We start from the raw sequence: 25,088 nt of genomic DNA, 5'->3' as shown, positions 1-25,088 counted from the left end.
CCGCAATCAATCGCTGTTCGCTGCGCGTATACCTGCTAAACATTGCGTGTGAACACCATCGACCAGCGAATCGTTTCATGTCTGATGGCCAACGCGAGGTCCAGCTACGCCGACATCGGGAAAGTCGTCGGCCTGTCCGCGCCCGCGGTGAAGAGACGGGTCGACAGACTGCTCGAAACCGGGGTTCTGCGCGGCTTCACCGCGGTCGTCGACCCCGAAGCCTTGGGCTGGGGCACCGAGGCGTTCGTCGAGATGACCTGCAACGGCAACATCACCCCGGCCCGGATCCGCGCCAGGCTGGAGCCGTTGCCGGAGGTCGTCGCGGCCTACACGGTGTCCGGCGCGGCCGACGCGATCGTCCATCTGCGCGCGTCGGACATCCACCATCTGGAGACCGCGCTGGAGCGGCTGCGCGGGCTGGAGATCGTCGACCGCACGGTCTCCACCGTCGTCCTTTCCCGGTTGCTGGAGCGCCCGCCGACGCCCGAAGCGTGAAACCCTCGGCACCGTGACCGATCAGATCCGCTCCAGCCACGACGGCGGCGTCGCCGTACTCACCATCGACGCGCCCAAGACCCGCAACGCCCTCACCCTCGACCTGTCCGCCCAGCTGGCCGACGCCGTCGCGCGTGCCGAAGCCGACGAGAGCGTCCACGCCGTGGTCGTCACCGGCGCGCCTCCGGCCTTCTGCGCGGGCGCGGACCTGGACACGCTCGCCGGTGCACGGGAGGACGGGCTCCGCGCGATCTACGACGGCTTCCTCTCGATCGCCCGATGTTCCCTGCCGACGATCGCCGCCGTCGGCGGTGCCGCGGTGGGCGCCGGCCTGAACCTCGCGCTCGCCGCGGACGTCCGCATCGTGGGATCGAAGGCGAAGTTCGTGGCCAGATTTCTTGATCTCGGCATCCATCCCGGCGGCGGGATGACGTGGATGATCCAACGGCTCGTCGGCCCGCAGAAGGCCGCCGCGATGACGCTCTTCGGCGAGGTCGTCGGCGCCGAAGCCGCTGTCGAATCCGGGCTCGCGCTCCGGCTCGCCGACGGAGACCTGCTCGAGGCCGCCCTTGAACTGGCGAAACCCGCCGTCGACGCTCCTCGCGACGTCCTTCTGGCGACGAAGCGCACGCTTCGGCACACCGCTTCACTGACCGACCATTCGGCCGCCGTCGACGCCGAGATCGAGCCGCAGCTCGCGTCGCTCACCGCGCCCGCCTTCGCCGAGCGGCTGGCCAGGCTGAGGGCCGCAATGACCGGCCAATGACCATTCCTCGAGCGGACTTCCGTACGCTTGAAGGAGATACGGCTCACAATCGGGACGTATCGTTAACCGTTACCATCGGTAACACATAAACCGGATAACCCCCGCTCAGCGCCGAGCTCAGGACACTCGAGGAGTAGGTCCAGGCCGTTTATACGGCAACCTGGGACGGGTGCCGAGGACTAACCTCGGGACATGGCACCTGTGACCTGGCCGACATCGCCGGGCGAGGCACCGGATCTCCGGCGCTGCCGGGGACGACGCACGTCGGGAGAGAGGGAATCCCTGACCTATGAGCACGAGTGCGAACGGCAACAGCTCTTTGTCGGCCGTGAGGCCCACCGAGGTCGCCAAGCTGGACCGGGTGGTCATCCGGTTCGCCGGCGACTCCGGTGACGGCATGCAGCTGACGGGCGACAGGTTCACCTCGGAGGCGGCCGCCTTCGGCAACGACTTGTCCACCATGCCGAACTTTCCCGCGGAGATCCGCGCGCCACAGGGCACCATCCCGGGCGTCTCGAGCTTCCAGGTGCACTTCGCCGACTACGACATCCTGACGCCGGGCGACCGGCCGGACGTCCTGGTCGCGATGAACCCCGCGGCGTTGAAGGCGAACCTCGCCGACGTCCCGACGGGTGGGACGATCATCCTCAACACCGACGAGTTCACGAAGCGGAACCTGGTCAAGGTCGGCTTCGAGAACGATCCCCTCGACGACGACACCCTTTCGGCCTATCAAGTCCACCGGGTGGCCATGTCGACGTTGACCAGAGGCGCGCTCGAAGAGACCGGACTGTCCAAAAAGGACGCCGAACGCGCGAAGAACATGTTCGCGCTCGGGCTGCTCTCCTGGATGTACCACCGGCCGACCGAGGGCACGGAACGCTTCCTGCGCGAGAAGTTCGCGAAGAAGTCCGACATCGCCGAAGCCAACATCCTGGCCTTCCGCGCCGGCTGGAACTACGGCGAGACGACGGAGTCGTTCGCGACGACGTACGAGGTCGCGCCCGCGAAGCTGAACCAGGGCACGTACCGCCAGATCACCGGGAACACCGCGCTGGCGTACGGGCTGGTCGCCGCCGGGCAGCAGTCCGGCCTGCAGATCCTGCTGGGCACGTACCCGATCACCCCGGCGTCGGACATCCTCCACGAGCTGTCCAAGCACAAGAACTACGGCATCCTCACCTTCCAGGCCGAGGACGAGATCGCCGGCATCGGCGCGGCACTCGGCGCCTCCTACGGCGGTGCGCTGGGCGTCACCTCGACGTCCGGACCGGGTGTCGCACTGAAGTCCGAAGCCATCGGCCTCGCGGTGATGACCGAACTGCCGCTGGTCGTCGTCGACGTCCAGCGCGGTGGCCCGTCCACCGGCCTGCCGACCAAGACCGAGCAGGCCGACCTGCTGCAGGCGATGTTCGGCCGCAATGGCGAGTCCCCGGTCCCGATCGTCGCGCCGCTCTCCCCCGCGGACTGCTTCGACGCGGCGATGGAGGCGACCCGGATCGCGCTGAAGTACCGGACCCCGGTCTTCCTGCTGTCGGACGGCGCGATCGCGAACGGCTCGGAGCCGTGGCTGATCCCGGACGTCGAGACGCTGCCGGATCTGCGGGTGGAATTCGCCACCGAGCCGAATGCCGAGGACGGTTCCGGGGAATTCTGGCCGTATGTGCGCGACCCCGAGACCCTCGCCCGCGCGTGGGCGGTGCCGGGCGCCGCCGGTCTGCAGCACCGGATCGGCGGGCTGGAGAAGGCCGACAAGACCGGTCACATCTCCTACGACCCGGACAACCACGAGACGATGGTCCGCCTGCGGCAGGCCAAGATCGACGGCATCGACGTCCCGGACCTCGTCGTCGACGACCCGAGCGGCGGCAAGGCACGGGTGCTCGCGCTCGGCTGGGGTTCTTCCTACGGGCCGATCGGCGCCGCGTGCCGCCGCGTCCGCAAGGAAGGCATGCCGATCGCGCAGGCGCACCTACGGCATCTCAACCCGTTCCCGGGCAACCTCGGTGACGTACTCCGTTCGTACGACACCGTGGTCGTCCCTGAAATGAACCTCGGCCAGCTCTCGATGCTCTTGAGGGCCAAGTACCTCGTGGACGTGAATTCGTACACGAAGGTCGCCGGGCTGCCTTTCAAGGCGGAGGAGCTGCAAGGCGTGTTCACGGAGATCATCACCAGTACGGAGGCGGCGAAGTGACCGCGATTGACCTGGGGATTCCCACTCTCGGCGGCTTAGACCTTGTGCCGACCGAAACCGAGCCGCAGAAGGCGAAGGACTACAAGTCGGACCAGGAGGTCCGCTGGTGTCCCGGCTGCGGGGACTACGTCGTCCTCAACGCCGTGCAGTCGTTCCTGCCGACGCTCGGCCTCAAGCGCGAGAACATCGTGTTCATCTCGGGCATCGGGTGCTCGTCCCGGTTCCCCTACTACCTGAACACCTACGGCATGCACTCGATCCACGGCCGCGCGCCGTCGATCGCGACCGGGCTCGCCACCGCGCGGCCCGATCTGTCGGTGTGGGTCGTCACCGGTGACGGCGACGCGCTGTCCATCGGCGGCAACCACCTGATCCACGCGTTGCGGCGCAACGTGAACATCAAGATCCTGCTGTTCAACAACCGGGTCTACGGCCTCACCAAGGGCCAGTACTCGCCGACGTCCGGGCCGGGCATGGTCACCAAGTCCACCCCGATGGGCTCGGTCGACACCCCGTTCAACCCGCTCTCGCTGGCGATCGGCGCCGAGGCGTCGTTCGTGGGCCGCGCACTCGACTCGGACCGCAAGGGCCTGACCGAAGTGCTGGAGGCCGCCGCGAAGCACCGCGGGTCGGCGCTGGTGGAGATCTACCAGAACTGCCCGATCTTCAACGACGGCGCTTTCGACGTCCTCAAGGACAAGGACGAAGCCGCGTCCCGGCTGATCCCGCTGCGGTCCGGCGAGCCGATCAAGTTCGGACCGCAGGGCGAGTTCGGCGTCACGCGCGGCGGCTGGGGCGGGCTCGAGGTCGGGAAGGTCGCGAACATCGGCGAGGAGAACCTCGTCGTGCACGACCCGACGATCGAGGACACCGCGTACGCGTTCGCGCTGTCGCGGATCGGCGACCAGAACCTGAACCACGTGCCGACCGGCATCCTGCGCCAGGTCGAGCGGCCCACCTACGACGACCAGGCGCGTGCCCAGGTCGCGGCGGCCCGCGAGGCGAAGGCGCCGAACCTCCAGTCCCTGCTTCGCGGCAAGGACACCTGGACCGTCGTCAGCTAGCCGGTCCCGAACGCCAGGAAAGGCCCGTTACTTGCAAATTTTGCAGGTAACGGGCCTTTCCTGGCGTTTGTCAGCTGAGAGGCCGGAACCCCACGCGCTCCGCGTCGGTGGCGGTGCGGAACCAAACCTCCGCGACCATCTTCGGGAACTGCGGCGAATCCTCGGTGCAGTACCGCAAAGCCGTCACGCTGGCCTTGACCGCGAAGTCGTCGGCGGGACGGCCACCACCCGGACGCGGCATCGCCGAACCGGGACCGAACGGGCCGGGCGGAACGGACTCCGCGACAGGAGCGGCGGCTTCCCGCGCGGGCGGGGGCTCCGGGGCGGGCATCGCGTCGCCCGGCTGGACGGCGGGCTCGAACAGCGAACCGCTCTGACCGCCGGACAGGTCCGGCTCACGACGTTCGATCGCCCGCATCGACGGCTGGATCGGCTGCGGCGGCTCGAAACCGCCGCGCACCATGCCCCTCGGTGTGCGCTTGGGCAGCACCTGGGTGGCTTCGGCGGGCGTCTCGGGCTCCGAGTCGAGGAGGCCGGCCCGCGCCTCTTCATCGGAACCGAAGGCGTACGCGGGCGGATCCTGAAGCTCTTCTTCCCGTTCGAACCAGTTGGTCTCGATGGGCGCCTGCTCCGTGTCCACGCGCGAAGCGGGGCTGAACAGCGAGACCGGCTCCGGCTGCGTCTCGACGCCTTCGGGGTCCAGCTGGATCTCCAGGCGGGACCGATACGGCCCTTCGCCAGGCAAGATCGGCTGAGGCTCGGGCTCGGGCTCCGGTTCGGGCTCGACGTCCAGTTTCGACGCGGGCTGGAGGTACTCGGTCGCGGCGGCCGCGTACGGGTTCTCCGGCTCGGGTTCGGGTTCCGGCTCCAGCTGGGCCGCCGGGATGAACTGCGTCCGCTCGGCCGCGGGTTCCGGATCCGGCTCGGGTTCCACGTCGGGCGCGGTGCGGTACTCGGCCTCGTACTCGTCTTCCGGCTCGAAGGTCCGGGTTTCGACGGGGCGCTCTTCGACGACGTCCTGGACGGGCTCCGGGGCCTGCTCCTGGACGGGTTCGGTCCACACCTGCGCGGGCTCGTGCTCGGTGAGCGTCTCGGGGTAAGCGGGCTTCGGCTCCTCGGCGGCCGCGAACTCCTCGTCCAGCTCGTCGTCCGTCGGCTTCGTGAAGTACGCGGTTCCGCCCGCGGCGGCCGCGGCCCCCGCGCCGAGGCTCACCCCGGCGGGCAGCCGGGACGTCTCGGCGTGCACGGTGGCCAGCGAGCCTTCCAGCTCACGGATGCGCTTGCGCGCGGGAAGCACCAGTACCAGCCAGGTGAGCAGCGCGCCGACGACGAACGCCAGCAGGCTCCACAGCCAAACCTGTCCGAAAATGGACATCTATCTTGCCCCTTTAATGCGTTCGCGCGACCAGGTAGTCGGCGACCGATTCGCAGGCGTCCCGGGCTGGCGACGCGGGCAGCGACGCGAGCTCGGCACGCGCCCGACGAGCGTAGTCGGAAAGAGTTTCGCGTGCGCGTTCGAGTCCGGAGGAGGCCCGCAGCAGGTCCAGGGCCTCGGCGACGAGTTCGTCGTCGGAGATCGGGCCCGACAGCAGCTCGACCAGACGCGGGTCGGTGGCCGGGTCGGCGAGCGCGTACAGCATCGGCAGGGTGCTGACGCCTTCACGCAGGTCCGTGCCCTGCGCCTTGCCGAGCTCGTCCGAGGCCGACGCGATGTCGATGACGTCGTCGGAGATCTGGAACGCCGTGCCGATGATGTCGCCGAAGCGGCGAAGCGCGTCGATGTGCTCGTCGGCGGCGCCGGACATCATCCCGCCGAAGCGGCCGGACGTGGCGATCAGCGAGCCGGTCTTCTGCGCGATGACCGTGAGGTAGTGCTCGACGGCGTCGTCGCCGTCGGCCGGGCCGACCGTCTCGCGCATCTGGCCGGTGACCAGCTCGCCGAAGGTCTCGGCGATGATCCGGGCGGCGTCGGTGCCGAGGTCCGCGACCAGCCGTGAGGCGTGCGCGAACAGGAAGTCGCCGGTCAGGATCGCGATGGTGTTGTCCCAGCGGGCGTTGACGCTCTCCGCGCCGCGGCGCATCGTCGCCTCGTCCATCACGTCGTCGTGGTACAGCGTCGCGAGGTGCACCAGCTCGACCGCCGCGGCGGCGATGACCACCTGGTCGCCCTGCTTCGGCCCGAACTGCGAGGCCAGCAGCGTGAACAGCGGACGGAAGCGTTTGCCCCCCGCCTCGACCAGGTGCGAAGCGGCGTCCTCGACGGCCTTGACGTCACTGCGCACGACGTCGCGAAGCAGCGTCTCGACGTCGGCGAGGCCGGCCGCGAGAGTGCGCAGGAGCTGTTCATCGGCGATCTGGAGCCCCACGGACGCGCGCAGGTCCTCGATGGCACCACCTGGGGCAGGTGAAGACACAGACACGTCGGCTCCGCTCTCTTTGACACCGTTCGGGATTGCTTCCAGCGTAGTGGCTACCCACTGAGGCCTGTTGACGTGCTGTCCAGGGGAAACGGTGATGAACATGACACCCCCGCCGAGTATCCTGCTGCTCTTCACGCGAACTGGGGAAAAAGCATGACGACACCGGATGATTCCGGCGAAAGACCGGCGTGGGCGCCTCCCGCCGAAGGTCACCGGGAGCAGCGTTCGACGGTGTGGATCACCGTCATCCTGTTCGCCGTGTTCATGACGGTGATGCTGGTCGTCGCCGCGCTCGTGGTGGGCGGCATGAAGGACTCGAGGGCGGGCGCCGTCCAACCCCGGCAGCAGCCGACCGTCTCGCCGTCCTCCGCGCCTTCGGTCTCACGCCCGCCCGTGCCGACCCGCAAGTACGAGACGGCGAACAACCCGCTCGTCGCCCCCGGCGTGACCATGCCGAAGGTGACCTGCGAGCTGCCGAAGCTCGGCGGCACGAAGGAGAAGCTGGAGGCCTTCTACCTGGCCTTGGTCCCCTGCCTGGAGCAGGCGTGGCATCCGGTCCTGACCCAGGTCGGCGAACCGCGGATCCCGGTCGAGGTCAACGCGGACGACGTCCAGAACACCGCTTGCGGCCCTCCTCCGCCCGCCTCGGAGGCCATGGGCTTCTACTGCTCCGACGGCGCGACGATCTTCGTCCCGCTGCCGAGGCAGCTCGAGGACCGCGGCCCCGATCTCCTGACCCAGCTGTTCCTGCTCGCCCACGAGTACGGGCACCACGTCCAGGAGCAGTCCGGCATCCTCTCGAAGCACGACTCGCTCTACCGCGAGGCGGACGGCGACCGGCCGAAGATCCTCGACCTGAGCAGGCGGCTCGAACTCCAGGCCGACTGTTTCAGCGCGATGTTCCTCGCCAACGCGGCGGGCCGCGGGTCGATCGGCGCCGGGCTGGTCTCCGAACTCAGGCGAAGCACGTTCGAAGACAGCGACACCCACGGCTCGTCGAAGAGCGCCGCGTTGTGGCAGAAGCGCGGCTTGAAGGCCAAGGACACGTCGGCGTGCAACACCTTCGCGGCCCCGGCGAGCGAGGTGTCCTGACCGGCGAGCTCAGCGGCGCCGGATCTTGATGTCGTCCATGCAGGTCGCCTTTCCCGCGACATCGCGGTACGGGTAGCCCTTGGCGTCCAGCAGTTCCATCACCTTCAGCTCCGCCTCGTCGAGCACGTCGCGTTCCTCTTCGCCCACCAGCGTGACGCGGAAGGTGAACGCGCCGAGGTGCGCGCTGTAGGTGAGCAGCCCGTCCTCGGTGAACCCGATCGCCTGGTGCCGATCGAGCCCGGCCATGAGCCGGGCGCGGGTGTCGGCGTCGGGGTGGTCGAACTTGCCGTTGACGAGGACGCGGTAGGTCGGCATGCGCTCGAATATACAGACCTGTATCCGGATACGAACTCGAATATCCAACGGGTGCCCATGATCCACGGTCGAGTGAAACGACCGTCACGCGCGCAACGGTCGAATCCGACACGCAGATAGTGATCACAAAGGGAAGAACGGCCGATCCGGCTCGCTCTCCATCACGTGAGGAGGAAGCCCATGCGCATCACCATCGCAAGCCGGGCCGGCCTGGTCGGCGCACTGCTGCTGACAGGTCTCACCGTCGGAGTGACGCCCGCCTCCGCGGCCAACCCGGACGGCGTGGCCTCACTCGGCTCCGCCGCCTTCACCAAGGGAAACTCGGCGCCGATCTCCATTTCGTCGCTCGCCGATTGCGCGGTCGAGGGACCGACGGCCAACTCGTCCGGGGCCGTGAGCAAGACCGGGATCACGTTCGGTGGCGGCACCACGACCTGCACGACCACGGTCGTCGACCCGGCGAACGACGTGACCACGACGAAGTCCGAGGCCAAGGGCAAGAACTTCGAACTGTCGGCACTGGTCTCGTCGCGCGGGCCGCGCGTCAGGATCGGGGACTACACGGTCACCTGCTCGGCGACGCAGCGGGAAACGAGCGCGAGCTGGACCTACAGCGCGGCGAGCGGGCTCGGCACCCTGCCGAAGCCGGTGCCGGTGGGCTACGTCAAGCCGCTCACCAAATCCGACGGGACCCTGCTCGCCGAAGCGATCTTCAACGAACAGCACCTTCCCGGCAACGGCAGCATCGGCCTGACCATGCTGCGGATCAAGTTCGCGCCCGCCTCCGGCATCACCGGTGAAGTGGTCATCGGGCGCGCGGCCTGTTCCCCCACCCCCTGAGCCACCCCGCCAGGGAAAGGGGCGCCCGGAGCCTTCTGGGCGCCCCTTTTCTGTCCTGGCTTATATAAGTCTACGCTGATACCTTGGCGGAAACCGAGCCGAGGAGGGCACCGATGGTCGACGTGACCAGCCACATCAACTCCGTCCAGCGCAAGCTGGGCAACCGCGTGATCGATGCGGGTGAGGCGGTGACGGCCACCATCAGCCAGGTCTACGACACCGACCTCGACGACCTCTGGGACGCCTGCACCAGCGCCGAACGCATCCCGCGCTGGTTCCTCCCGATCAGCGGTGAGCTGCGGGCCGGCGGCAAGTACCAGTTCGAAGGCAACGCCGGCGGGACGGTCGAACGCTGCGATCCGCCGAAGAGCTTCGCCGCGACCTGGGAGTACGACGGCGATGTCAGCTGGGTCGAGGTCCGCCTGAGCGCCGAAGCCGACGGGCGGACGCGGTTCGAACTCGACCACACCGCCATCCCCAACGAGCACTGGAACCAGTTCGGCCCGGGCGCGGTCGGCATCGGCTGGGACATGATGCTGCACGGCCTCGCGCTGCATCTCGCATCCGGTGAGGCCAACGACCCCGAAGCCGCCATGGCCTGGATGACGAGCGAAGACGGCGTCCGGTTCATGACCTTGAGCAGCGAGGCCTGGTACGAGGCCGACGTCGCCAACGGGACCGACGCGGCCACCGCCCGCACACGCGCGGACGCGACTCTCGCCGCTTACACCGCGCCGCCGGAGAGCTGAAGGTCTTCGGCGAGTTCCGGGGCGCGAAGCAGCTCGATGAGCTCGTCGTCCTTGCGGAACACGGCGCGGGCCCCGGGCATCCCCGCCTGGCGGAGCATCGCGTGCAGGACGTCGGCGTGCGGCTGGTCGAGCAACGTCCAGGCCATCGCGCGCCGCCGTACGTCGTCTCCCAGCTCGCGCGCGATCCACCACCCTGTGACGAGCGCGCTCACCTGGTTGACCGCCGTTTCCCGCCCGCGCGCCAGTTGCGCGCGGTTGAGCCCGCACACCTTGATCGTCTGCTCACCCTTTGCGGTCAGCGCACGGTAGGTCCCGATGGACAGCACCAGGAACAGGTGCTCCAGCGGGTCTTCGGCGGTCGGGTCGATCAGCAGGCTGTCGCCGTCGTCGTCCACCGGGAACAGGTCGCGCTTGTGGTGGCTGTTGCAGTACTCGCACGCGAGCACGTGATTGAGCCAGTCGAACGCGCGCCCCGGATTCCGGGCGATCGGCTCGAAATGGTCCACAGTGGACCCGAGCCCGTCACCGCAGTACATGCAGTACCCACGCCCGGCGGCCATGGCGTCGAGGCCCGCCCGCAGAGAGCGCCGCACGGCACGGGAAACCCGCCAGAGCCGTCGCGCTTCTTTGCTGTCACCGGAAGGGATTCGCGCGGTCAGCTCTTCGAGATCGGACACCACCCGTTCCGGCAGCGCGATCCGGCGGATCCCGATCACCGATCGTCGGCCTCGAACCGCCTGGCCACCTCGTCCACCCGGCTCGGCGGCGAGCTGCTCAGCATGTCCCGGAGGCGTTCCCATTCCCGGACACCGTTCGCGTCCGCCCGGCCGGAAGCCACCTGGAACTCGAGTTCGGCGAGGTGTTCCCGCAGTTCGACCGCCTGCGGCGAATAGGGCGTGTCCAAGCCGAAGAGGTCGGACAGCACGGCGTCGTCCCCCGTGCCGAACACGACCCGTTCGTACAGCTCCTCGGAGACCACCCGGGGCGGAACCTCTTCATCCGGCCCGGAAAGCCGGATGAGCCCGCCGGGATCGGCGGCCTGGCAGACGTAGGGACTGTGCGTGGTGACGATGAACTGGATCCGCGGGAAGTGCGCCTTGAACCAAGGTCCCATGCGTTTCTGCCACGACACGTGGAGATGCGCGTCGACCTCGTCGATGATCACGACACCGGGGCTCTCGTGATCGAGGCCCGCGCTGTCGAGTTGTTTGAGCAGGTCGACCACGAGCGCGGTCACCGTGCGATAGCCGTCGCTCATCTCGCGCAGCGGGAACCTGTCGCCCCGGTACTCGACCCAGAGCCCGTCCGAATCGACGTCCCGGATCCGGTAACCGCCGGGCAGAAGGCCGTCGCCGAGGATCTCCAGCGCCGCGTCCTTCAGCTCGCGGGCGCCCGCTTTCCCTTCCAGGGCACGGAGATGCTGGTTGATCAGCCAGGTGACACCCTCGGCGAGCGAGGCGTCCTCGTGGAACAGGCTGGCCATCCGCGCCAACGATCCCGCGCCACGCATCCACGACTCGGCTTCGCCACTACCTCCAGCGAGCCGCCGGAAAGGCCCGTAGGCCGCGCAGAACGGCTGACCCGGCGGAAGCCCGGAGATCGGCAGCAGGCCGGAGTCGAGCCAGCGGACCTCGACCGGCGCCGGCCCCTCCTCGCGCATCACCGACAACTCGATCGACCCGGAGGTCTGGTCCATCGAGATCCAGCTCCCGGCGTCCGACAGCAGCCCCCAGGCCACGTCCGGCGCCGCCGCGACCGCGATGGCGCGCAGCAGCGACGTCTTGCCCGAGCCGTTGCGCCCGGCGAGCACCACCCAGCCGGGGCCGGGCAACCGGAGGTCGACGGTGCGGGCACCGCTGAAGCCGCGGATGTTCTCCAGCCGGACCCGCTCGATGTACATGGAGAAAGCTTACGACGGCGCGGACGTCACCTGGTCGTCCGAAAGTGGGTCGCCATCGCCAGTTTCATCACAGCGTGTGCCTTGGCGACGTCCACGGCGGTGACCGTCTTCGACCGGTCCCAGTCGTCGATCCCGCGTTCTCGTTCAGGTGTGATCGTCAGCCGGACGTGCCCACGTGAGTCGAGGTTGCCGAGCGGCGAGACGTAGAGAGAGAATTCGTGGTCGTCCGTCGAGCGGAACGTGACACCCGGATTGCCGCTGAACGAGGTCTGACGATGGTCCTTGTAGGTCTTGTTCGGATCCGCGAGCCACTGCCCCGGCGCACCGCCGTTCGCAGTGGCCCCGGTCTCGATCTGGAGCCGGTGCTGTGGTTCGACGAAGTAACAGGAGCCCGGTGTGGCGATCGGCTCGAAGTCCTGGCCGAAGGTCTTCTTGACCGCGTCGCGGAACACCGCGCATTCAACGTTCGGATCGGCCGCGCCGGCGGCGAGGACCAACTCGGCGCCCGTGGGCACCTGGGCGTCGACGGCCGGGTCACAGTTCTCGCCTTTGCTGGTGGAAACCCAGTTCGCACAGGCGCCGACGCGGCCGTTGTCCTGGCCGTCCGGCGGGTAGACGAGATCGTGGGGGAGCTTCGCGGCGCCAGCGGTGGCGAAATCTCGGAGGAGTCCGCAGTCTTTGCTCCGGCTCTGGAGCCCAAGTTCAAACCGATCGCGCGCTGAAAGCTGACCGGGACAGTTATCGCGCAGCCGCTGACACCGCCGTCGCGACGGGTTTCGACCTGGTAGGCCTTGACACCACCGAGGTCGACCACGGCGCCGTCGTTCCGGAGCCACGCGTGACTCGGATCCATGTCCTGGACGTAGACGAGGGCTTCGTAGCCGTCGCGGAGGAGCGTGCACGTCTTCCTGCCGCCCCTCACCTTGGGTTCGCGCGTGACGGGCCGTGTGTCGCCCGCCTTTCTGCGGTCATAGGCCGCAAGGTCGATCAGGTCGCAGAAATCGAGGGCGGTCAGCGCGGCACCGACAGCCTGTTCGTCACGATCGGCGGGACGCGGTTGTTGCGGGTGCCATTTCGGAAACTGCGGTCGCGGCGGGGGTGTATCCACGGAATCCGTACAAGCCGCTACCAAGCCGATGAGCACTGCGCCGAGAATCACTCTTCGGAACTTCATTACGCAGAGTATGCGAGGTCAACGTGTTGACTACCAGGTAGAACCCTGTTCTCCGAGGCGCATTCACACGAATGGTTTTCACGGATAGTCACCATGGCTGCTGACGCTATTCAGCGGGGAGCGAGACTTTATGCGGACGGGTTCCCCGCCTCGGGAACCCTGGTAATCTTCCCGGCGTCGGATTACGCAGGGTGCATCGGGGAGACGCGCCTTGTAGCCACGGGAGGGGCACATGACGACGGTGACTTCGGGGCGGCTTCGTCCATTCAGCGGGGATCGATTCGCGGTGCCAGGGGTGCATGGCCATGCCTGAAGGGGCACCTGTCTACCAACCGGGGTTCAACCCGGACTCGATCTGCAAAGCTCCGCCGACCGGCGGTTCCTATGGGACGCCGGTCGCAGAGGGTGCGGGGTTCAAGTACGACGAGGCGACCCTTCATGAGCTGGTGGCGGAGTGGCATGAACTGGCCAAGGAGTACAAAGTCGATCTGAATCAAGCGGAGTACCTGGCAAAGGCGAAGCCCCCAGGACAGGAGTACGCCAGCGGGAACAACGCCAACGTCACCCGGCATTCCGGCACAGCCCTCACGGACGCCCTGAATCTGCGCATCGCCTACTGCGAGAACATGGCGAACAAGTACGTGACCGCGCTCGGCAAATACGCCACCGCGGAAGAACACGCCGCCGCAGTCATCGATCAACAGCCGAAGGGCATCCTCTGATGCGACGCTCCATACTCCTCATCGGTGCCACCGCGCTAGCGCTCTCCGCGTGCTCGCCCCCGACCACCAACGGCACCCCTACGCCCACGAGCGGCGGAGCGAGTCCAAGCCCATCAAGCTCGTCTGATCAGGCGCCAGGTCCAGACGCCCCCAAAGTAACCACTCCCCTCAACCTGACCCAGGTCAAGCGGACACCCTGCAACGCCCTCACCGAAAAACAGGCTGGAGAACTTCTTGGGTCCGGCGCATCCTCCAAGGAGAGCCTGGACGGTGCAGCAGGGCCTTCTTGCATGTGGTCCATTCCGGCAACCTCCCGCCCGTTGGTGGACGTGATCTTCGGCAGGACCCCAGATGGCGGCACAGCCAGTGTCTACAAAGCGAAGGGCGGGGCTTACAAACTTGTCGAACCGCTCGCACCTATTGACGGCCACCCTCTGACCGCCTACGGCACGAAAGACGAACGCCCTTCGGGCAAGTGCTCGGTTGCGCTAGGGGCCAGCGACACCGAAACCATCGGCATCGTCGCCGAGCTGTCCGAGGCCAACATCGGCAAGAAGGACCCCTGCGACGCTGCCCGAGAAGCTGCGATCAGAGTCCTGACCACCATCCGCGGAGGCAACTGATGGTCGCCGAAGGACCGCTCACCGCCGCTCAAATCTACGAACAGGTCACCGGCGGCGAAGGCACCGGCTCGCTCTCCGACGCCCAGCAAGGCGCCTACAACCTGACCAAACGGCACCACGAGCGTATGCAGCGGATCACTGCGCTCAGCCAGAAGACGGCCGCAGGTTGGCAGGGTGGGGCTAGCAACGCGGCCGTGGACGCGACCAAGCCGCTCGTCGAGGCATCGATGGACGACGCCATGCACCTGGCCCGCGCCCAGAGCGCCATCACCTCGCAGATGGACGCGTTCGGATCGGCGAAGAACTCGGTCAAGCCGGTACCGCCGGAGCAGCCCCAGCCAACAGCTCAGGACGCGCTCGACCTGATGGAAGGCAAGCCTGTCGGCTACTTCGACAAGCTCAAGGGCTACCAGGCCGACAGCCAGCACAACATCGACACCTTCGCGACCTACCACTCGGCCAGCACTTCGAACGGCGACGAGTTGCCTGCCCAGTACGCGCAGCTCACCGACCCCGGCGGCAGTGTCACCCTGGACGACGGCGGCTCCGGGAAGCCTGCGGCGAAGGGGTTCGGCGACGGCGCGGACGGGCGTGATCCCGGCATCGGCGAGCCCTATCGCGGCACGAGTGGACCAAACGGGCCGAGTGGACCGAACGGGCCGGGCGCCTATGCGCCCGGGCCAGGCCAGGGAGGCCCCGCCGACAGCGGCCCGCAGCCCGGACAAGGCCCCCAGCCGGGTCAGCACCAGCAGGACCCGGGCACACAGCACCGGCAGCCCGACGACGGCACACGCGCGAACTCGTACACGCCGCCTCAGACCACGCCGGTCGTACCGCCGGCGGCGAACCTCGACTTCGGGCCGAACGGCAGGCCGTCCACCGGCTACAACCCGCCCGGCACGTTCCCACCCGGGTACGGCCCCTTCGGTCCGGGAACAAGCGGACCGAACGGCCCCGGTCTCGCAGGTCCGGGAACTGGCGGCAAATCGCCCGGTGGACCCGGTGGCGGGTTCCGAGGCGGCACGCCAGGTGGCCCCGGTGGGTCCGGGCAGCCCGGGATGGGTGGCCGAAGTGGCGCCGGGATGCCGGGTGAAGGCGTCGGTGGCCGCGGCACGGCGGGAGCGGCGGGTGCCGCTGGTCGTGGCGGGGCGAACGGGATGCCGATGGCGCCCGGCGCCGGCCGCGGGAAAGGCGAGGAGGACAAGGAGAAGAAGGCTCCGGCGTACCTCCAGAACCCGGATCCGGACGAGACCTTCGGCGGCTACACCGAGAAGCCGACGCCGCCGGTGATCGGCGAGAAGAAGAGCTAGCGCCACAGTTCCCAGGGGAGGGAGACACGTGGTGCTCGCGCGCCCGGTCGAGATCACGCTCGACACCTTGTTGACCGCGTTCCGTCACGCCGGTTGCGGAGATCCGCATCTGATCTTCGCGGGCGGCCTGCGCTACATCCCGCCGTCGTCGCGAAACGGCGAAGACCGGGCGGCGTTCGAGGAGCTCGGCGGGCTCGGGTTCACCGAGGGCAAGCGGTTGACCAGCGACTTCGAGGACGTCCTGCACGTACTCGACCGGCCGAACACCGAGTACTACGCGACCGTGCGGACGGAAACCGAGCAGTACGGCGTGCTCGTCGCCGTCCGCGGGCGCGCCGCGGTGACCGCGATCTGCGAAGGAAACCGAGTGTGGCTGAAAGGCGTGCGGACCACCGACCGTGCGGCGGCCCTCGTGATGAACCTGCCCGAGTACCCGCCGGCGCGGTTCGCTCCGTTCTCCTTGCCCCAGGACGACTTCAAGCTCGACGCCGGGAACGACCTCTACGACGAACCCGAGTCACGAAGCCGGGACGCGCGTCGCTTGGACGAGGTCTTCGATCAGCCGTACTTCGGCGTCGGGTTCTTCGCCGCGGCCAAACGCCCTGACGGAGGACGCCGCATCGAGGCCATCGACGGCCTGACGTATCTGGACCTCGACGCAGGACGGGTGGCCATGCACGTGACCGGTTCACCCCGGAACCGGTACATCACCGTCCTGCCCGGCGAACCCACGTTGCTGGCACAGAAGGTCGCCGCGTTGCGGGCGAGCCTCGACCACTAGCCGGACGGCACCAGGCTCTCGATCAGGCGCACCGATCGCGCCGGATCCAGCGCCACAGCGTTCGACCGCAGTGTCACCTGCACATAGGGCTCGACATCGGCTGGCCGATGCAGGAAGACACCCGACCGCTGGTGTTCCAGCCGCACCACCGGCGGGCCGTCCGCGAAATCGAGCAGGGCGTAGGCGCCGCTCATCCCCGGGTGGCCACCGACGTCGAAGGGAAACACCCGGAGCTCGACGGACGGCCGTTGCGCCATCGAGACTAGGTGCCGAAGCTGGTTCGCCATGATCCGCGCGCCGCCGATCTGCCGCCGCAAGGCGCCCTCATCGAGGTAGGCGATCAGTTTCTTCCGGCCCAGCACCTTCTGACGTTCCAGCCGCGCCTCCGCCGACGCTTCGATCTCCGCGGTGGATGCGCCGACAGCGACCAGCGCGGCCCTCGCATAGGAGGGCGTTTGCAGCAGGCAGGGCATCGTCGTTGTGCTGCACTCGATGATTCTGGTGGCCTCTTTTTCGTACTGTGCAAGGGTCCTCACCTGATACGGCACACCGCTCTGACGAGTTTCGAGCCAGTTCGGCCGGTCGACGTCGCGAGCCATCTTGAGCAGCGCATCCCGGTGTTCTCCGGTTACTTGGTACACCGCGAGCAAGGCAGACACCTCTTCGGCTGACGCCGAGCGCACGCCGGTTTCGATCCGGCTCAGCGTCGACTGGGACCACGCCAGTTTGTCGGCCACTTCGGTCATCGCCAGTCTGCTGGCCTTCCGCGCGACGCGGAGACCCTCGGCAAGTCCTCGAGCCAGCGGCGCGGGCTTCGGTTTCGGCATCGCTCCCCTTCTCCAGGCGAGCGACCTTGCCATGTGCACGACGGCAATTCGCCTACTCAATAGGTGTCTTCGTCAGTCCAATCGGTCTGCGCGAAGTCCTCGTCGTCAACGGGCGGACGGGTCTTACGCGGCTTCTGAACCGGCGGTGTCGTGACCGTCGGCGCTGTCTGCGCGACAATTTCCGGCTCTGGTGTGTCGTGAGCCGCGGCTTCGGGAATGGGTGTTCCATCGGGCCAGACACACGGTGACGTGGCAGTGATGTACATGGCACCGAGAGGATTCGCCTCCACGGCCATCCGGAAGGCATCAGAGTTGTTCTCGAGCCAGAGATACTCGTTCGGTGGGTTGTTGTCGAGCACACGAAAGCTGTGATTCGCCGCCCAGGTTTTCGCCGCAGTGAAGTAGGCAGGAATGTTCTCCTTTGGCAGTTCGTGCACCTGGTAAGTACGGGTGGCGATGACGCGTTCACCTGAACCACCATCGGTCGGATCCAGGCACGGCCCGCGTTTTTCGGACGCGGTCAGCTCATAGCGCGCGTTGGCGGGAAAGATCTCACGAACCTGCGCGAGATAGTCGTCGACCTTTTGGTTGGCCTGGTCGGCGGTGATTGTGGGCTTCATGTCCTTCCCTCCTGTGCATCCAGCGATCAGCATCGCCAGCATCGCCAAAGTCACTTTTGCCGATATATGCCGCATAATGCCCTTTCGCATCAGGACGTGGGCCGACCGGCGATGATCCGCCCCATGCTCGCCAATGCCTTGTTGCCCGGATCCCAGTACTGCGAATGCGCGGCGTCGTCGTAGCCCTCCCAGTAGGACGGCGGCGGCTCGTTCGGCTGTCCCGAAGCGAACACATCGGCGCCCTCGAAATGCTGGGGTTCGATCCCATGGATCGGCACCAGCTGGATCGGATCGTTCCGGTCCACCGTCGCATGAACGCGGTCCGCCGGCAGACCGAGTTCCTCCGCCTGGTTGACCCCGACACCAGGACTCGCGACGAACACGATGTCATCGACCGCCAGTCGCTCGTCACGCGCGGCGTGCCCGATTACGGTGGTGCCGTAGCTGTGTCCGATCACCGTGTTGTGCGACGGAGCGCCTTCGTGCGTCGCTCGCAAACCGTCCTGGAAGCGGTCGAGATCCTTCTTCGCGTTATCCGCATAGCTCTCGCTCATCGCGTTGGGCAGGACATCGTCCGGGGCGTCGTAGCCGACCCAAGAGATCACAGCGGTAGATGGTGAACCAACTTTTGTCGCGGCCTCGACCATCCGATCCGAGCGGACCATCTCGCCACTGATCCCCGCCAGATCCGCACCCGTCCCAGGAACATACGTCGCGACATTCACCGCCTTGTCCGGATTCCCCGCCGAAATGATCGCCTTGCCGTCCCCGCCGACGTCCAACCCGAGCAAGAACGCCTGCTGCTGCCCCGGCCCCGGATGATCGAGACGGCTTTGGATCGCCCGCAGCCCGTCCAGTTTCGCCGCGATTTCGTCGAGCTTCTCCTTACCCGCCCAGTCGCCCTGGTTCGGCGTGCGCGGATCGTTCGGGTTGGCGCGCGAAATCTCGGTCGCCTCGCTTTGCAGGCGGTCGATCTCCCGCTGCAGAACGGCGCGGTTGGCCGAGTCGCGATCGACCGCCGGGACACCGTCCAGGTTGCGGATCAGGTCCGGCGCGTTCTGCAGCAAGGCGACCTTCGCCGTGTCGGACAGGCTGTCCCACCACGCCTTGTTGTCGCTCGGCGTGCCACCTTCGGGCGGACCGATGATCGACAGTCCGCTTTGCGCGGCACCGACGTCGGCGGCTTGGGCGAGGGTGCCGACGCCCTGTTCGCTGATCTCGCCGCGCATCGCCCTGGTCATGATCGCGGCGAAATCGGCGTCCACGTCCGTCGCCCGGCGCAGGATCTGCTCGACCTTGTCCGCGATCTCCGCTTGAACCCGGTGACGGATCGCCAGCACCTCCGGCGCGAGCGGCGGCTGACCGGGGATCGGCACCACACAACCGTCACCGATCGTCAGCCCGTGACGATAGGCGAGGTCTTCGGTCTCCCGGACGAACGCGCTGATCCGCTCGAGCGCGATCTGCACTTCATGGGCGCCACGGCGGACGGCCGATGCCTGCGCGACCAACTGTTCCGCGGTGGTGATCAGCGAGTTTCCCCGCGTCGAAGCGGCGACGGACGCGTCGCCGGTCCAGCCGTCGAACCGCGCCATCGCCTCGACGTCGTCGTTCGCGCCGATGATCCGGGTGCACCACGCGTTGAGGTCGTCGGCGACCCGCCCCACCGCGGCCGGATCCCATCGTCGGACGTCGGCCCACGTGACCATCAGACCGGCCTCCGCCCACCGCCGGGGGCCATCGGACGCAGGTCGTGGACGGCGGACTGTTCGTTCGACCGGTATCGCGCCGCGGCCTGGTCCAGCTGGGCCGAGTAGGCATCGACGTTCTCGACCCACGTCGGCACCGCGCGGCCCCAGGCGTCGGCGAGCAGCCTGGCCGCTTCACCCGAGACCCCGCCGGGCAGTCCTGCCGCGACGCCGGTCAATCCAGCCGCGAGATCCGTCGGCCGGACCACCTCGGCCGCGCGCTTCGCCGCACCGGCCGAAGACTCGATCGCCGTCAAGACGACCTCATACCCGCCTGACATCGCACCCCTCCCCAAGCGTGACAACGTGACCACACTATGACGCGCGAAGCGTGCTCGCGGACCCCTCACCGGGCAACTACCCACATACGCGTGAAGGCCCCCTCACAAGAGCGAGGGGGCCTTCACGCGCGAAGAACTACTTGAGGGCGAAGCCGCCCGAGGCCGCCCAGTCGAGGGCGAACGCCGGGATCAGGCCGAGCACCAGCGTGACGATGACGCCGAGCGTGATCGCCGTCGTGGTGAACGCGCCGGGCACGGTGACGGTCGGGCCGTCGGGGGCCGGCTCGGAGAAGTACATCAGCACGATCACCCGCAGGTAGAAGAACGCGGCGACGGCGCTGAAGATCAGGGCGATGACGACCAGCGGCGCCATCCCGTCGGACAGGGCCGCCGAGAACACCACGAACTTGCCGACGAAACCACTGGTCAGCGGGATACCGGCCAGTGCGAGCAGCAGGAAGGTGAACACGCCCGCCAGCACCGGAGACCGTTTCGCCAAGCCCGCCCACGCGGACAGGTGCGTCGCCTCGCCGTTCGAGTCCCGCACCAGCGAGACGACACCGAACGCGGCGAGCGTGGTGAAGCCGTAGGCCAGCAGGTAGAACAGCGTGCTCGACAGGCCTTCCTCGGTCATCGTGATCGCACCGATGAGCAGGAAGCCGGCGTGCGCGATGGACGAGTAGGCGATCATGCGCTTCACGTCGGTCTGTGTCAGGCCGAGCACCGCGCCGATCAGCATCGAGATGATCGCGACGCCCCAGAGCACGCCACGCCATTCCCAGCTGGTCGATTCGAACGCCACCGAGAACACCCGCAGGATCCCGCCGAACGCGGCGACCTTGGTGCAGGCGCCCATGAACGCGGTGACCGGGGTCGGCGCGCCCTGGTAGACGTCCGGGGTCCAGGTGTGGAACGGGCCGACCGAGCCCTTGAACAGCAGACCGACAGCGAGCAGGCCGAGCCCGGCGAACAGCAGTGTGTCCGAACGGTCCGAACCGGCGGCGGCGTTGGCGATGTCCGACAGCTGCACGGAGTTCGCGTAGCCGTAGAGCAGCGCGAGACCGTAGAGGAAGAACGCCGACGAGAACGCGCCGAGCAGGAAGTACTTGACCGCGGATTCCTGCGAGAGCAGGCGACGCCGCCGCGCCAGACCGCACATCAGGTACAGCGGCAGGCTCAGCACTTCGAGCGCGATGAACATGGTCAGCAGGTCGTTGGCCGCGACGAACGCCATCATGCCGCCGAGCGCGAACAGCGTCAGCGGGAAGACCTCGGTCTGCATGCCGGTGGTGCCGACCTGCGCGCGGTCCTGGACGGTGCCCGGGCGGATACCGGCCTGCGCGACGAACGCGCCGCCCGGCTCGACCGAGCGGTCCGCGATCAGCAGCAGCGCGCCCAGCGCCAGCGCCAGCAGGGTGCCCCACAGGAACAGCGACGGCCGGTCGACGGCGATCGCGCCGCTGAAGGTCGTGACACCGCCCTCCGGCGCGGACGAGCTGGCGTACCAGGCCAGGAAGACACCCGCCGCCCCGATCCCGAGCAGGGAGAGGAAGACCTGCGACGGCCACCGCATGTGCTTGGGCAGGAAGGCTTCGAACAGCACGCTGACACACGCCGCGCCGAGGATGATCAAGATCGGCGTGACGGCGAAGTAGTCGATCGACGGCACCTTCACCGGTGGCGCCTGAGTCAAGAAGAGCACTGTTTACTTGCCTCCCTGTACGGACGACATCGTCGCCTGCACCGACGGGGTGATCGTGTCGAGCACCGGCTTGGGGTAGAACCCGAGCGCGATGATCAGCACGACCATCGGCGCCAGGATCGCGATCTCCTTGCCGCCGAGGTCCTTGATGGCCTTGGTCGCGCCCAGTTCGGGCGCGATAGCCGTGCCCGGGCCCCCACCGGCGCCCATCAGGGCGTCACCGCGGACGGGGCCCTGCATGACGCGCTGGTAGAGCCAGAGCACGTACGCCGCGGCCAGCACCATGCCGACCGTCGCGATGATCGTGTACACCGGATAGTCCACAAAGGATCCCAGCAGCACCAGGAACTCACTGATGAAGGAGTTCGTGCCCGGCAGGGACAACGTGGACAGACCGGCGATGAGCAGCATCCCGCCGAGCAGCGGGGTCACCTTCGCCATGCCGCCGTAGTCGGAGATCTTGGTGGATCCGCCGCGCATCACGATGAGCCCGACGACCACGATCAGCATCCCGGTGGCGAGGCTGTGGTTGAGCATGTACGACACCGAGCCGACCATCGCCTGCTCGTTGAAGGTGAAGATGCCCAGCGCGATGAACCCGAAGTGGGCGATCGACACGTAGGCGATGAACCGCTTCATGTCGCGTTGCCCGGCGGCGAGGATCGAGCCGTAGAGGACACCCGCGACGGCGAGCACCAGCACCCACGGCGCGAGTTCCTTGCTGGCCTCCGGGAACATCGGGAGGCAGTAGCGCAGGAACCCGAACGTGCCGACCTTGTCCAGCACGCCGACCAGCAGCACCGCGACGCCGATGGGCGCCTGGCCCGCGGCGTCCGGCAGCCAGGTGTGGAACGGCACCAAAGGGGCCTTGATCGCGAACGCCAGGAAGAACCCGAGGAACAGCCAGATCTGGGTGCCCGTCGGCGCGTCGCGGACGACCGTGACGAGCGTTTCCCAGTCGAAGGTGCCCTTGCCGAGCTCGTCCGACGCCATCGAGTACGCCCCGATGGCCGAGGCCAGCATGATCAGGCCGCCGAGGAACGAGTACAGGAAGAACTTGACCGCCGCGTACTGCCGGTTCGCGCCGCCGTAGCCGCCGATCAGGAAGTACATCGGGATCAGCATGATCTCGAACAGCACGTAGAACAGGAAGACGTCGGTCGCGGCGAACACCGCGATGGTCAGCGACTGCTGCACCAGGATCAGCGAGAGGTACCCGCCCGCCGAGCGCCCGGCCGGGAGCTTGTCGGTCAGGCCGAGCGAGCCGACCACGATCGGCACCAGCAGCCCGATGACCGCGATCATCACCAGCGCGATGCCGTCGATGCCGAACGAGATGTGGATGCCGAAGTTCGGGATCCAGTCCATCGAGGACTTCTGCTGGATCCGGTCCCCCGTCGGCGAGTAGCTCGCCCACAGCGGGATCACCAGCAGGAACGTCAGGATGGACACGCCGAGCGCGGTGAGCGTCGCCAGGCGATCGTTCTTCTTCAACCCCGCCACGACCGCCGCGCCTACCAGCGGCACCAGGATGGTTGCCAGGAGCCAAGTCATCAGGAGAACCTCACCAGCAGGAGTGCCGCCAGAAGCAGGAATGTGCCGCCCAGCATGGACAGTGCGTACGAGCGGACGAAGCCGGTCTGCAGGCGGCGCAGGCGCCCGGATCCGCCGCCGAGCGCGGCGGCGAGGCCGTTGACCGCGCCGTCGACCCCGCGGTTGTCCACGTAGACCAGCGCGCGGGCGAGCCAGGTGCCCGGACGGGCGACCAGCGTCTCGTTCAGGGTGTTGCCGTAGAGGTCGTTGCGCGCGGCCTTGACCACGGCGGAGACCCGCTCGGGGCGTTCCACCGGAACGTCCTTGCGACCGACGAAGAGCCACGCGGCCACCGCACCGAGCACGGACAGCGCCACGGTGAGGAACGGGACCAGCAGGTGCGGGATGACACTGTGGCCACCCTCCTGGAGCGGTCCGACCACCGGCGAGAGCCATTCGGCGAACCGGTCGCCGAGGGCGAAGAACGCGCCGGCGCCGATCGAACCGACGGCCAGGATGATCATCGGCCACTTCATCACCGCGGGGCTTTCGTGCGGGTGGAAGTCGCGGCCGTCGCTGGACTTGATCTCCTTCCAGCGTTCCTTGCCGAAGAAGGTCATCACCATCAGGCGCGTCATGTAGAACGCGGTGAGCCCGGCGCCGAGCAGTGCCGCGCCGCCCATCACCCAGCCGCGCCAGCCGCCCTGGGACAGCGCCGCTTCGATGATCGCGTCCTTGGTGAAGAATCCGGAAAGCGGCGGGATGCCGATCAGGGCGAGGTAGCCGAGGGCGAAGGTCCAGAAGGTGACCGGCAGGTGCTTGCGCAGCCCGCCGAACTTCCGCATGTCGACCTCGTCGTTCATGGCGTGCATGACCGAACCGGCCCCGAGGAACAGCCCGGCCTTGAAGAAACCATGCGCCACCAGGTGCATGATGCCGAGCGCGTAGGCGATCGGCCCGAGGCCGACGGCGAGCATCATGTAGCCGATCTGGCTGACCGTGGAGTACGCCAGGACCTTCTTGATGTCGTCGTAGGCGCAGCCGATGATGCATCCGATCAGCAGCGTGACCGTACCGACGAGGGTGACGATCAGGCGGCCGTCCGGGGTGGCGTTGAAGATCTCGTGCGCGCGGGCGACCAGGTAGACGCCGGCGGTGACCATCGTCGCCGCGTGGATGAGGGCCGAGACCGGGGTCGGGCCCTCCATCGCGTCGGGAAGCCATGCCTGCAGCGGGAACTGGCCGGATTTACCGCAGGCGCCCAGCAGCAGCAGGATCGCGATCGCGGTGACCGCCCCGGTCGGGATCTGGCCGACGGCGCCGAAGACCTCGGCGTAGCCGGTGCTCCCGACGTACTTGAACATCAGGAAGATCGCCAGCGCGAGCCCGACGTCGCCGACGCGGTTCATCAGGAACGCCTTCTTCGCCGCGGTGGCCGCGGACGGGCGGTCCTGGTACCAGCCGATGAGCAGGTACGACGCGAGACCGACGCCTTCCCAGCCGAGGTACAGCGTCACGAAGCTGTTGCCCAGCACCAGGATCAGCATCGAGGCGACGAACAGGTTGAGGTACGCGAAGAACCTCGACCGGTCGCGGTCGGAGGACATATAGCCGATCGAGTAGAAGTGGATCAGCATGCCGACGCCGGTGATCAGCAGGACGAAGGTCAGCGAAAGCGCGTCGATCCGGAGTCCGAAGTCGACCTGCAGCGCCGAGACCGGGATCCACGAGAACAGCTTGACGTCCGCGATGTTCTTCGTGTCGGCCGTGAAGAAGAGGATCAGGCCGTACACAAAGGACAGTGAGACGGTCGCGCTGCCGAGGAGGTGTCCCCAAGGACGCGCGCGCTTACCGGCCAGCAGAAGGATCAGGGCGCCGAGGGCGGGAAAAGCCACCAGCAGCCACGATGATGCGGTCAACTCGGTGCTC

At 67.7% G+C, this 25,088-nt stretch carries 24 protein-coding genes; 11 read left to right on the top strand and 13 right to left on the bottom strand.

The window, feature by feature from the left end:
• Positions 1-48: 48 nt before the first annotated feature.
• From BKN51_RS37445 to BKN51_RS37430, 4 genes are all read left to right on the top strand, one after another.
• A complete protein-coding gene (locus BKN51_RS37445) occupies positions 49-495 on the top strand; it encodes an Lrp/AsnC family transcriptional regulator (protein ID WP_005151923.1) in 447 nt (148 codons plus the stop codon).
• Between the two features lie 13 nt (positions 496-508).
• Complete coding sequence (locus tag BKN51_RS37440; RefSeq protein ID WP_101612076.1) at positions 509-1,261, top strand: enoyl-CoA hydratase; 753 nt, start codon at positions 509-511, stop codon at positions 1,259-1,261.
• A 289-nt stretch (positions 1,262-1,550) separates the two neighbouring features.
• Entirely contained in the window at positions 1,551-3,458 is a 1,908-nt protein-coding gene (locus BKN51_RS37435; protein WP_101612075.1) for a 2-oxoacid:acceptor oxidoreductase subunit alpha, read from the top strand.
• Entirely contained in the window at positions 3,455-4,522 is a 1,068-nt protein-coding gene (locus BKN51_RS37430) for a 2-oxoacid:ferredoxin oxidoreductase subunit beta (RefSeq protein ID WP_101612074.1), read from the top strand. Before BKN51_RS37435 ends, BKN51_RS37430 begins: the two co-directional genes overlap by 4 nt.
• Positions 4,523-4,592: 70 nt before the next feature.
• Here the strand turns inward: BKN51_RS37430 and BKN51_RS37425 are convergent, their stop codons facing one another.
• Positions 4,593-5,897, bottom strand: a complete 1,305-nt coding sequence (locus BKN51_RS37425; protein ID WP_101612073.1) for a sunset domain-containing protein — start codon at positions 5,895-5,897, stop codon at positions 4,593-4,595.
• Between the two features lie 13 nt (positions 5,898-5,910).
• Positions 5,911-6,936: a polyprenyl synthetase family protein gene (locus BKN51_RS37420; protein ID WP_101612072.1), complete on the bottom strand. Its 1,026-nt coding sequence runs from the start codon at positions 6,934-6,936 to the stop codon at positions 5,911-5,913.
• A gap of 159 nt (positions 6,937-7,095) precedes the next feature.
• On the opposite strand from BKN51_RS37420, the gene BKN51_RS37415 reads away from it, so the two are divergent.
• Entirely contained in the window at positions 7,096-8,034 is a 939-nt protein-coding gene (locus tag BKN51_RS37415) for a neutral zinc metallopeptidase (RefSeq protein ID WP_101612071.1), read from the top strand.
• Positions 8,035-8,043: 9 nt separating this feature from the next.
• Here the strand turns inward: BKN51_RS37415 and BKN51_RS37410 are convergent, their stop codons facing one another.
• Positions 8,044-8,349, bottom strand: a complete 306-nt coding sequence (locus tag BKN51_RS37410) for a DUF6204 family protein (protein WP_101612070.1) — start codon at positions 8,347-8,349, stop codon at positions 8,044-8,046.
• Positions 8,350-8,529: 180 nt separating this feature from the next.
• Here BKN51_RS37410 and BKN51_RS37405 point away from each other — a divergent pair, with 180 nt between their 5' ends.
• Both BKN51_RS37405 and BKN51_RS37400 read left to right on the top strand, forming a co-directional pair.
• On the top strand, positions 8,530-9,189 hold the full coding sequence (locus BKN51_RS37405) for a hypothetical protein (protein WP_101612069.1): 660 nt from the start codon (positions 8,530-8,532) through the stop codon (positions 9,187-9,189).
• Between the two features lie 113 nt (positions 9,190-9,302).
• Positions 9,303-9,938, top strand: coding sequence for an SRPBCC family protein (locus tag BKN51_RS37400; RefSeq protein WP_101612068.1), 636 nt, complete (start codon positions 9,303-9,305; stop codon positions 9,936-9,938).
• Here BKN51_RS37400 and BKN51_RS37395 read toward each other — a convergent pair.
• From BKN51_RS37395 to BKN51_RS44560, 3 genes are read right to left on the bottom strand one after another with little or no spacing between them, the layout of a single operon-like run.
• Positions 9,914-10,654 carry an HNH endonuclease gene (locus tag BKN51_RS37395; RefSeq protein ID WP_101612067.1) on the bottom strand — a complete coding sequence of 247 codons (741 nt, stop codon included), beginning with the start codon at positions 10,652-10,654 and terminating at the stop codon, positions 9,914-9,916. The genes BKN51_RS37400 and BKN51_RS37395 overlap by 25 nt on opposite strands.
• Entirely contained in the window at positions 10,651-11,838 is a 1,188-nt protein-coding gene (locus BKN51_RS37390) for an AAA family ATPase (protein WP_101612066.1), read from the bottom strand. The genes BKN51_RS37395 and BKN51_RS37390 overlap by 4 nt, the downstream gene beginning before the upstream one ends.
• Before the next feature lie 26 nt (positions 11,839-11,864).
• Positions 11,865-12,353: a hypothetical protein gene (locus BKN51_RS44560; protein WP_233223082.1), complete on the bottom strand. Its 489-nt coding sequence runs from the start codon at positions 12,351-12,353 to the stop codon at positions 11,865-11,867.
• A gap of 964 nt (positions 12,354-13,317) precedes the next feature.
• Here BKN51_RS44560 and BKN51_RS37380 point away from each other — a divergent pair.
• Genes BKN51_RS37380 through BKN51_RS37360 form a run of 4 tightly spaced genes read left to right on the top strand, consistent with a single transcriptional unit; the run spans position 13,318 to position 16,448 of the window.
• On the top strand, positions 13,318-13,734 hold the full coding sequence (locus tag BKN51_RS37380; RefSeq protein ID WP_233223081.1) for a hypothetical protein: 417 nt from the start codon (positions 13,318-13,320) through the stop codon (positions 13,732-13,734).
• Positions 13,734-14,357 carry a DUF3558 domain-containing protein gene (locus BKN51_RS37375; RefSeq protein WP_101612064.1) on the top strand — a complete coding sequence of 208 codons (624 nt, stop codon included), beginning with the start codon at positions 13,734-13,736 and terminating at the stop codon, positions 14,355-14,357. Before BKN51_RS37380 ends, BKN51_RS37375 begins: the two co-directional genes overlap by 1 nt.
• Positions 14,357-15,667, top strand: a complete 1,311-nt coding sequence (locus BKN51_RS43760; protein WP_146044311.1) for a PPE domain-containing protein — start codon at positions 14,357-14,359, stop codon at positions 15,665-15,667. The genes BKN51_RS37375 and BKN51_RS43760 overlap by 1 nt, the downstream gene beginning before the upstream one ends.
• Before the next feature lie 28 nt (positions 15,668-15,695).
• The gene (locus BKN51_RS37360; protein ID WP_101612061.1) at positions 15,696-16,448 is read left to right on the top strand and encodes an ESX secretion-associated protein EspG; all 753 of its coding nucleotides are present in this window, start codon (positions 15,696-15,698) and stop codon (positions 16,446-16,448) included.
• On the opposite strand, the gene BKN51_RS37355 is transcribed toward BKN51_RS37360, so the two are convergent.
• The 7 genes from BKN51_RS37355 to nuoL all read right to left on the bottom strand — a co-directional run bounded on the left by BKN51_RS37355 (position 16,445) and on the right by nuoL (position 25,078).
• The gene (locus BKN51_RS37355; RefSeq protein ID WP_233223113.1) at positions 16,445-17,194 is read right to left on the bottom strand and encodes a helix-turn-helix domain-containing protein; all 750 of its coding nucleotides are present in this window, start codon (positions 17,192-17,194) and stop codon (positions 16,445-16,447) included. The genes BKN51_RS37360 and BKN51_RS37355 overlap by 4 nt on opposite strands.
• A gap of 137 nt (positions 17,195-17,331) precedes the next feature.
• Positions 17,332-17,937: a hypothetical protein gene (locus tag BKN51_RS37350; RefSeq protein WP_146044310.1), complete on the bottom strand. Its 606-nt coding sequence runs from the start codon at positions 17,935-17,937 to the stop codon at positions 17,332-17,334.
• Positions 17,938-17,984: 47 nt separating this feature from the next.
• Positions 17,985-19,604 carry an alpha/beta hydrolase gene (locus tag BKN51_RS37345; RefSeq protein WP_101612058.1) on the bottom strand — a complete coding sequence of 540 codons (1,620 nt, stop codon included), beginning with the start codon at positions 19,602-19,604 and terminating at the stop codon, positions 17,985-17,987.
• Positions 19,604-19,924, bottom strand: a complete 321-nt coding sequence (locus BKN51_RS37340) for a hypothetical protein (protein ID WP_101612057.1) — start codon at positions 19,922-19,924, stop codon at positions 19,604-19,606. Before BKN51_RS37340 ends, BKN51_RS37345 begins: the two co-directional genes overlap by 1 nt.
• Before the next feature lie 136 nt (positions 19,925-20,060).
• Positions 20,061-21,626: an NADH-quinone oxidoreductase subunit NuoN gene (gene nuoN, locus BKN51_RS37335; RefSeq protein ID WP_101612056.1), complete on the bottom strand. Its 1,566-nt coding sequence runs from the start codon at positions 21,624-21,626 to the stop codon at positions 20,061-20,063.
• Positions 21,627-21,629: 3 nt separating this feature from the next.
• Positions 21,630-23,180, bottom strand: coding sequence for an NADH-quinone oxidoreductase subunit M (locus BKN51_RS37330; RefSeq protein ID WP_101612055.1), 1,551 nt, complete (start codon positions 23,178-23,180; stop codon positions 21,630-21,632).
• Positions 23,180-25,078: an NADH-quinone oxidoreductase subunit L gene (gene nuoL, locus BKN51_RS37325; protein WP_101612054.1), complete on the bottom strand. Its 1,899-nt coding sequence runs from the start codon at positions 25,076-25,078 to the stop codon at positions 23,180-23,182. The genes BKN51_RS37330 and nuoL overlap by 1 nt, the downstream gene beginning before the upstream one ends.
• Between the last annotated feature and the right edge of the window lie 10 nt (positions 25,079-25,088).

It is taken from the genome of Amycolatopsis sp. BJA-103 (genome assembly GCF_002849735.1).
Classification (GTDB): domain Bacteria; phylum Actinomycetota; class Actinomycetes; order Mycobacteriales; family Pseudonocardiaceae; genus Amycolatopsis.
Note: the sequence above shows the minus strand (reverse complement) of the source record. Positions and strands in the feature narration are given on the sequence as shown.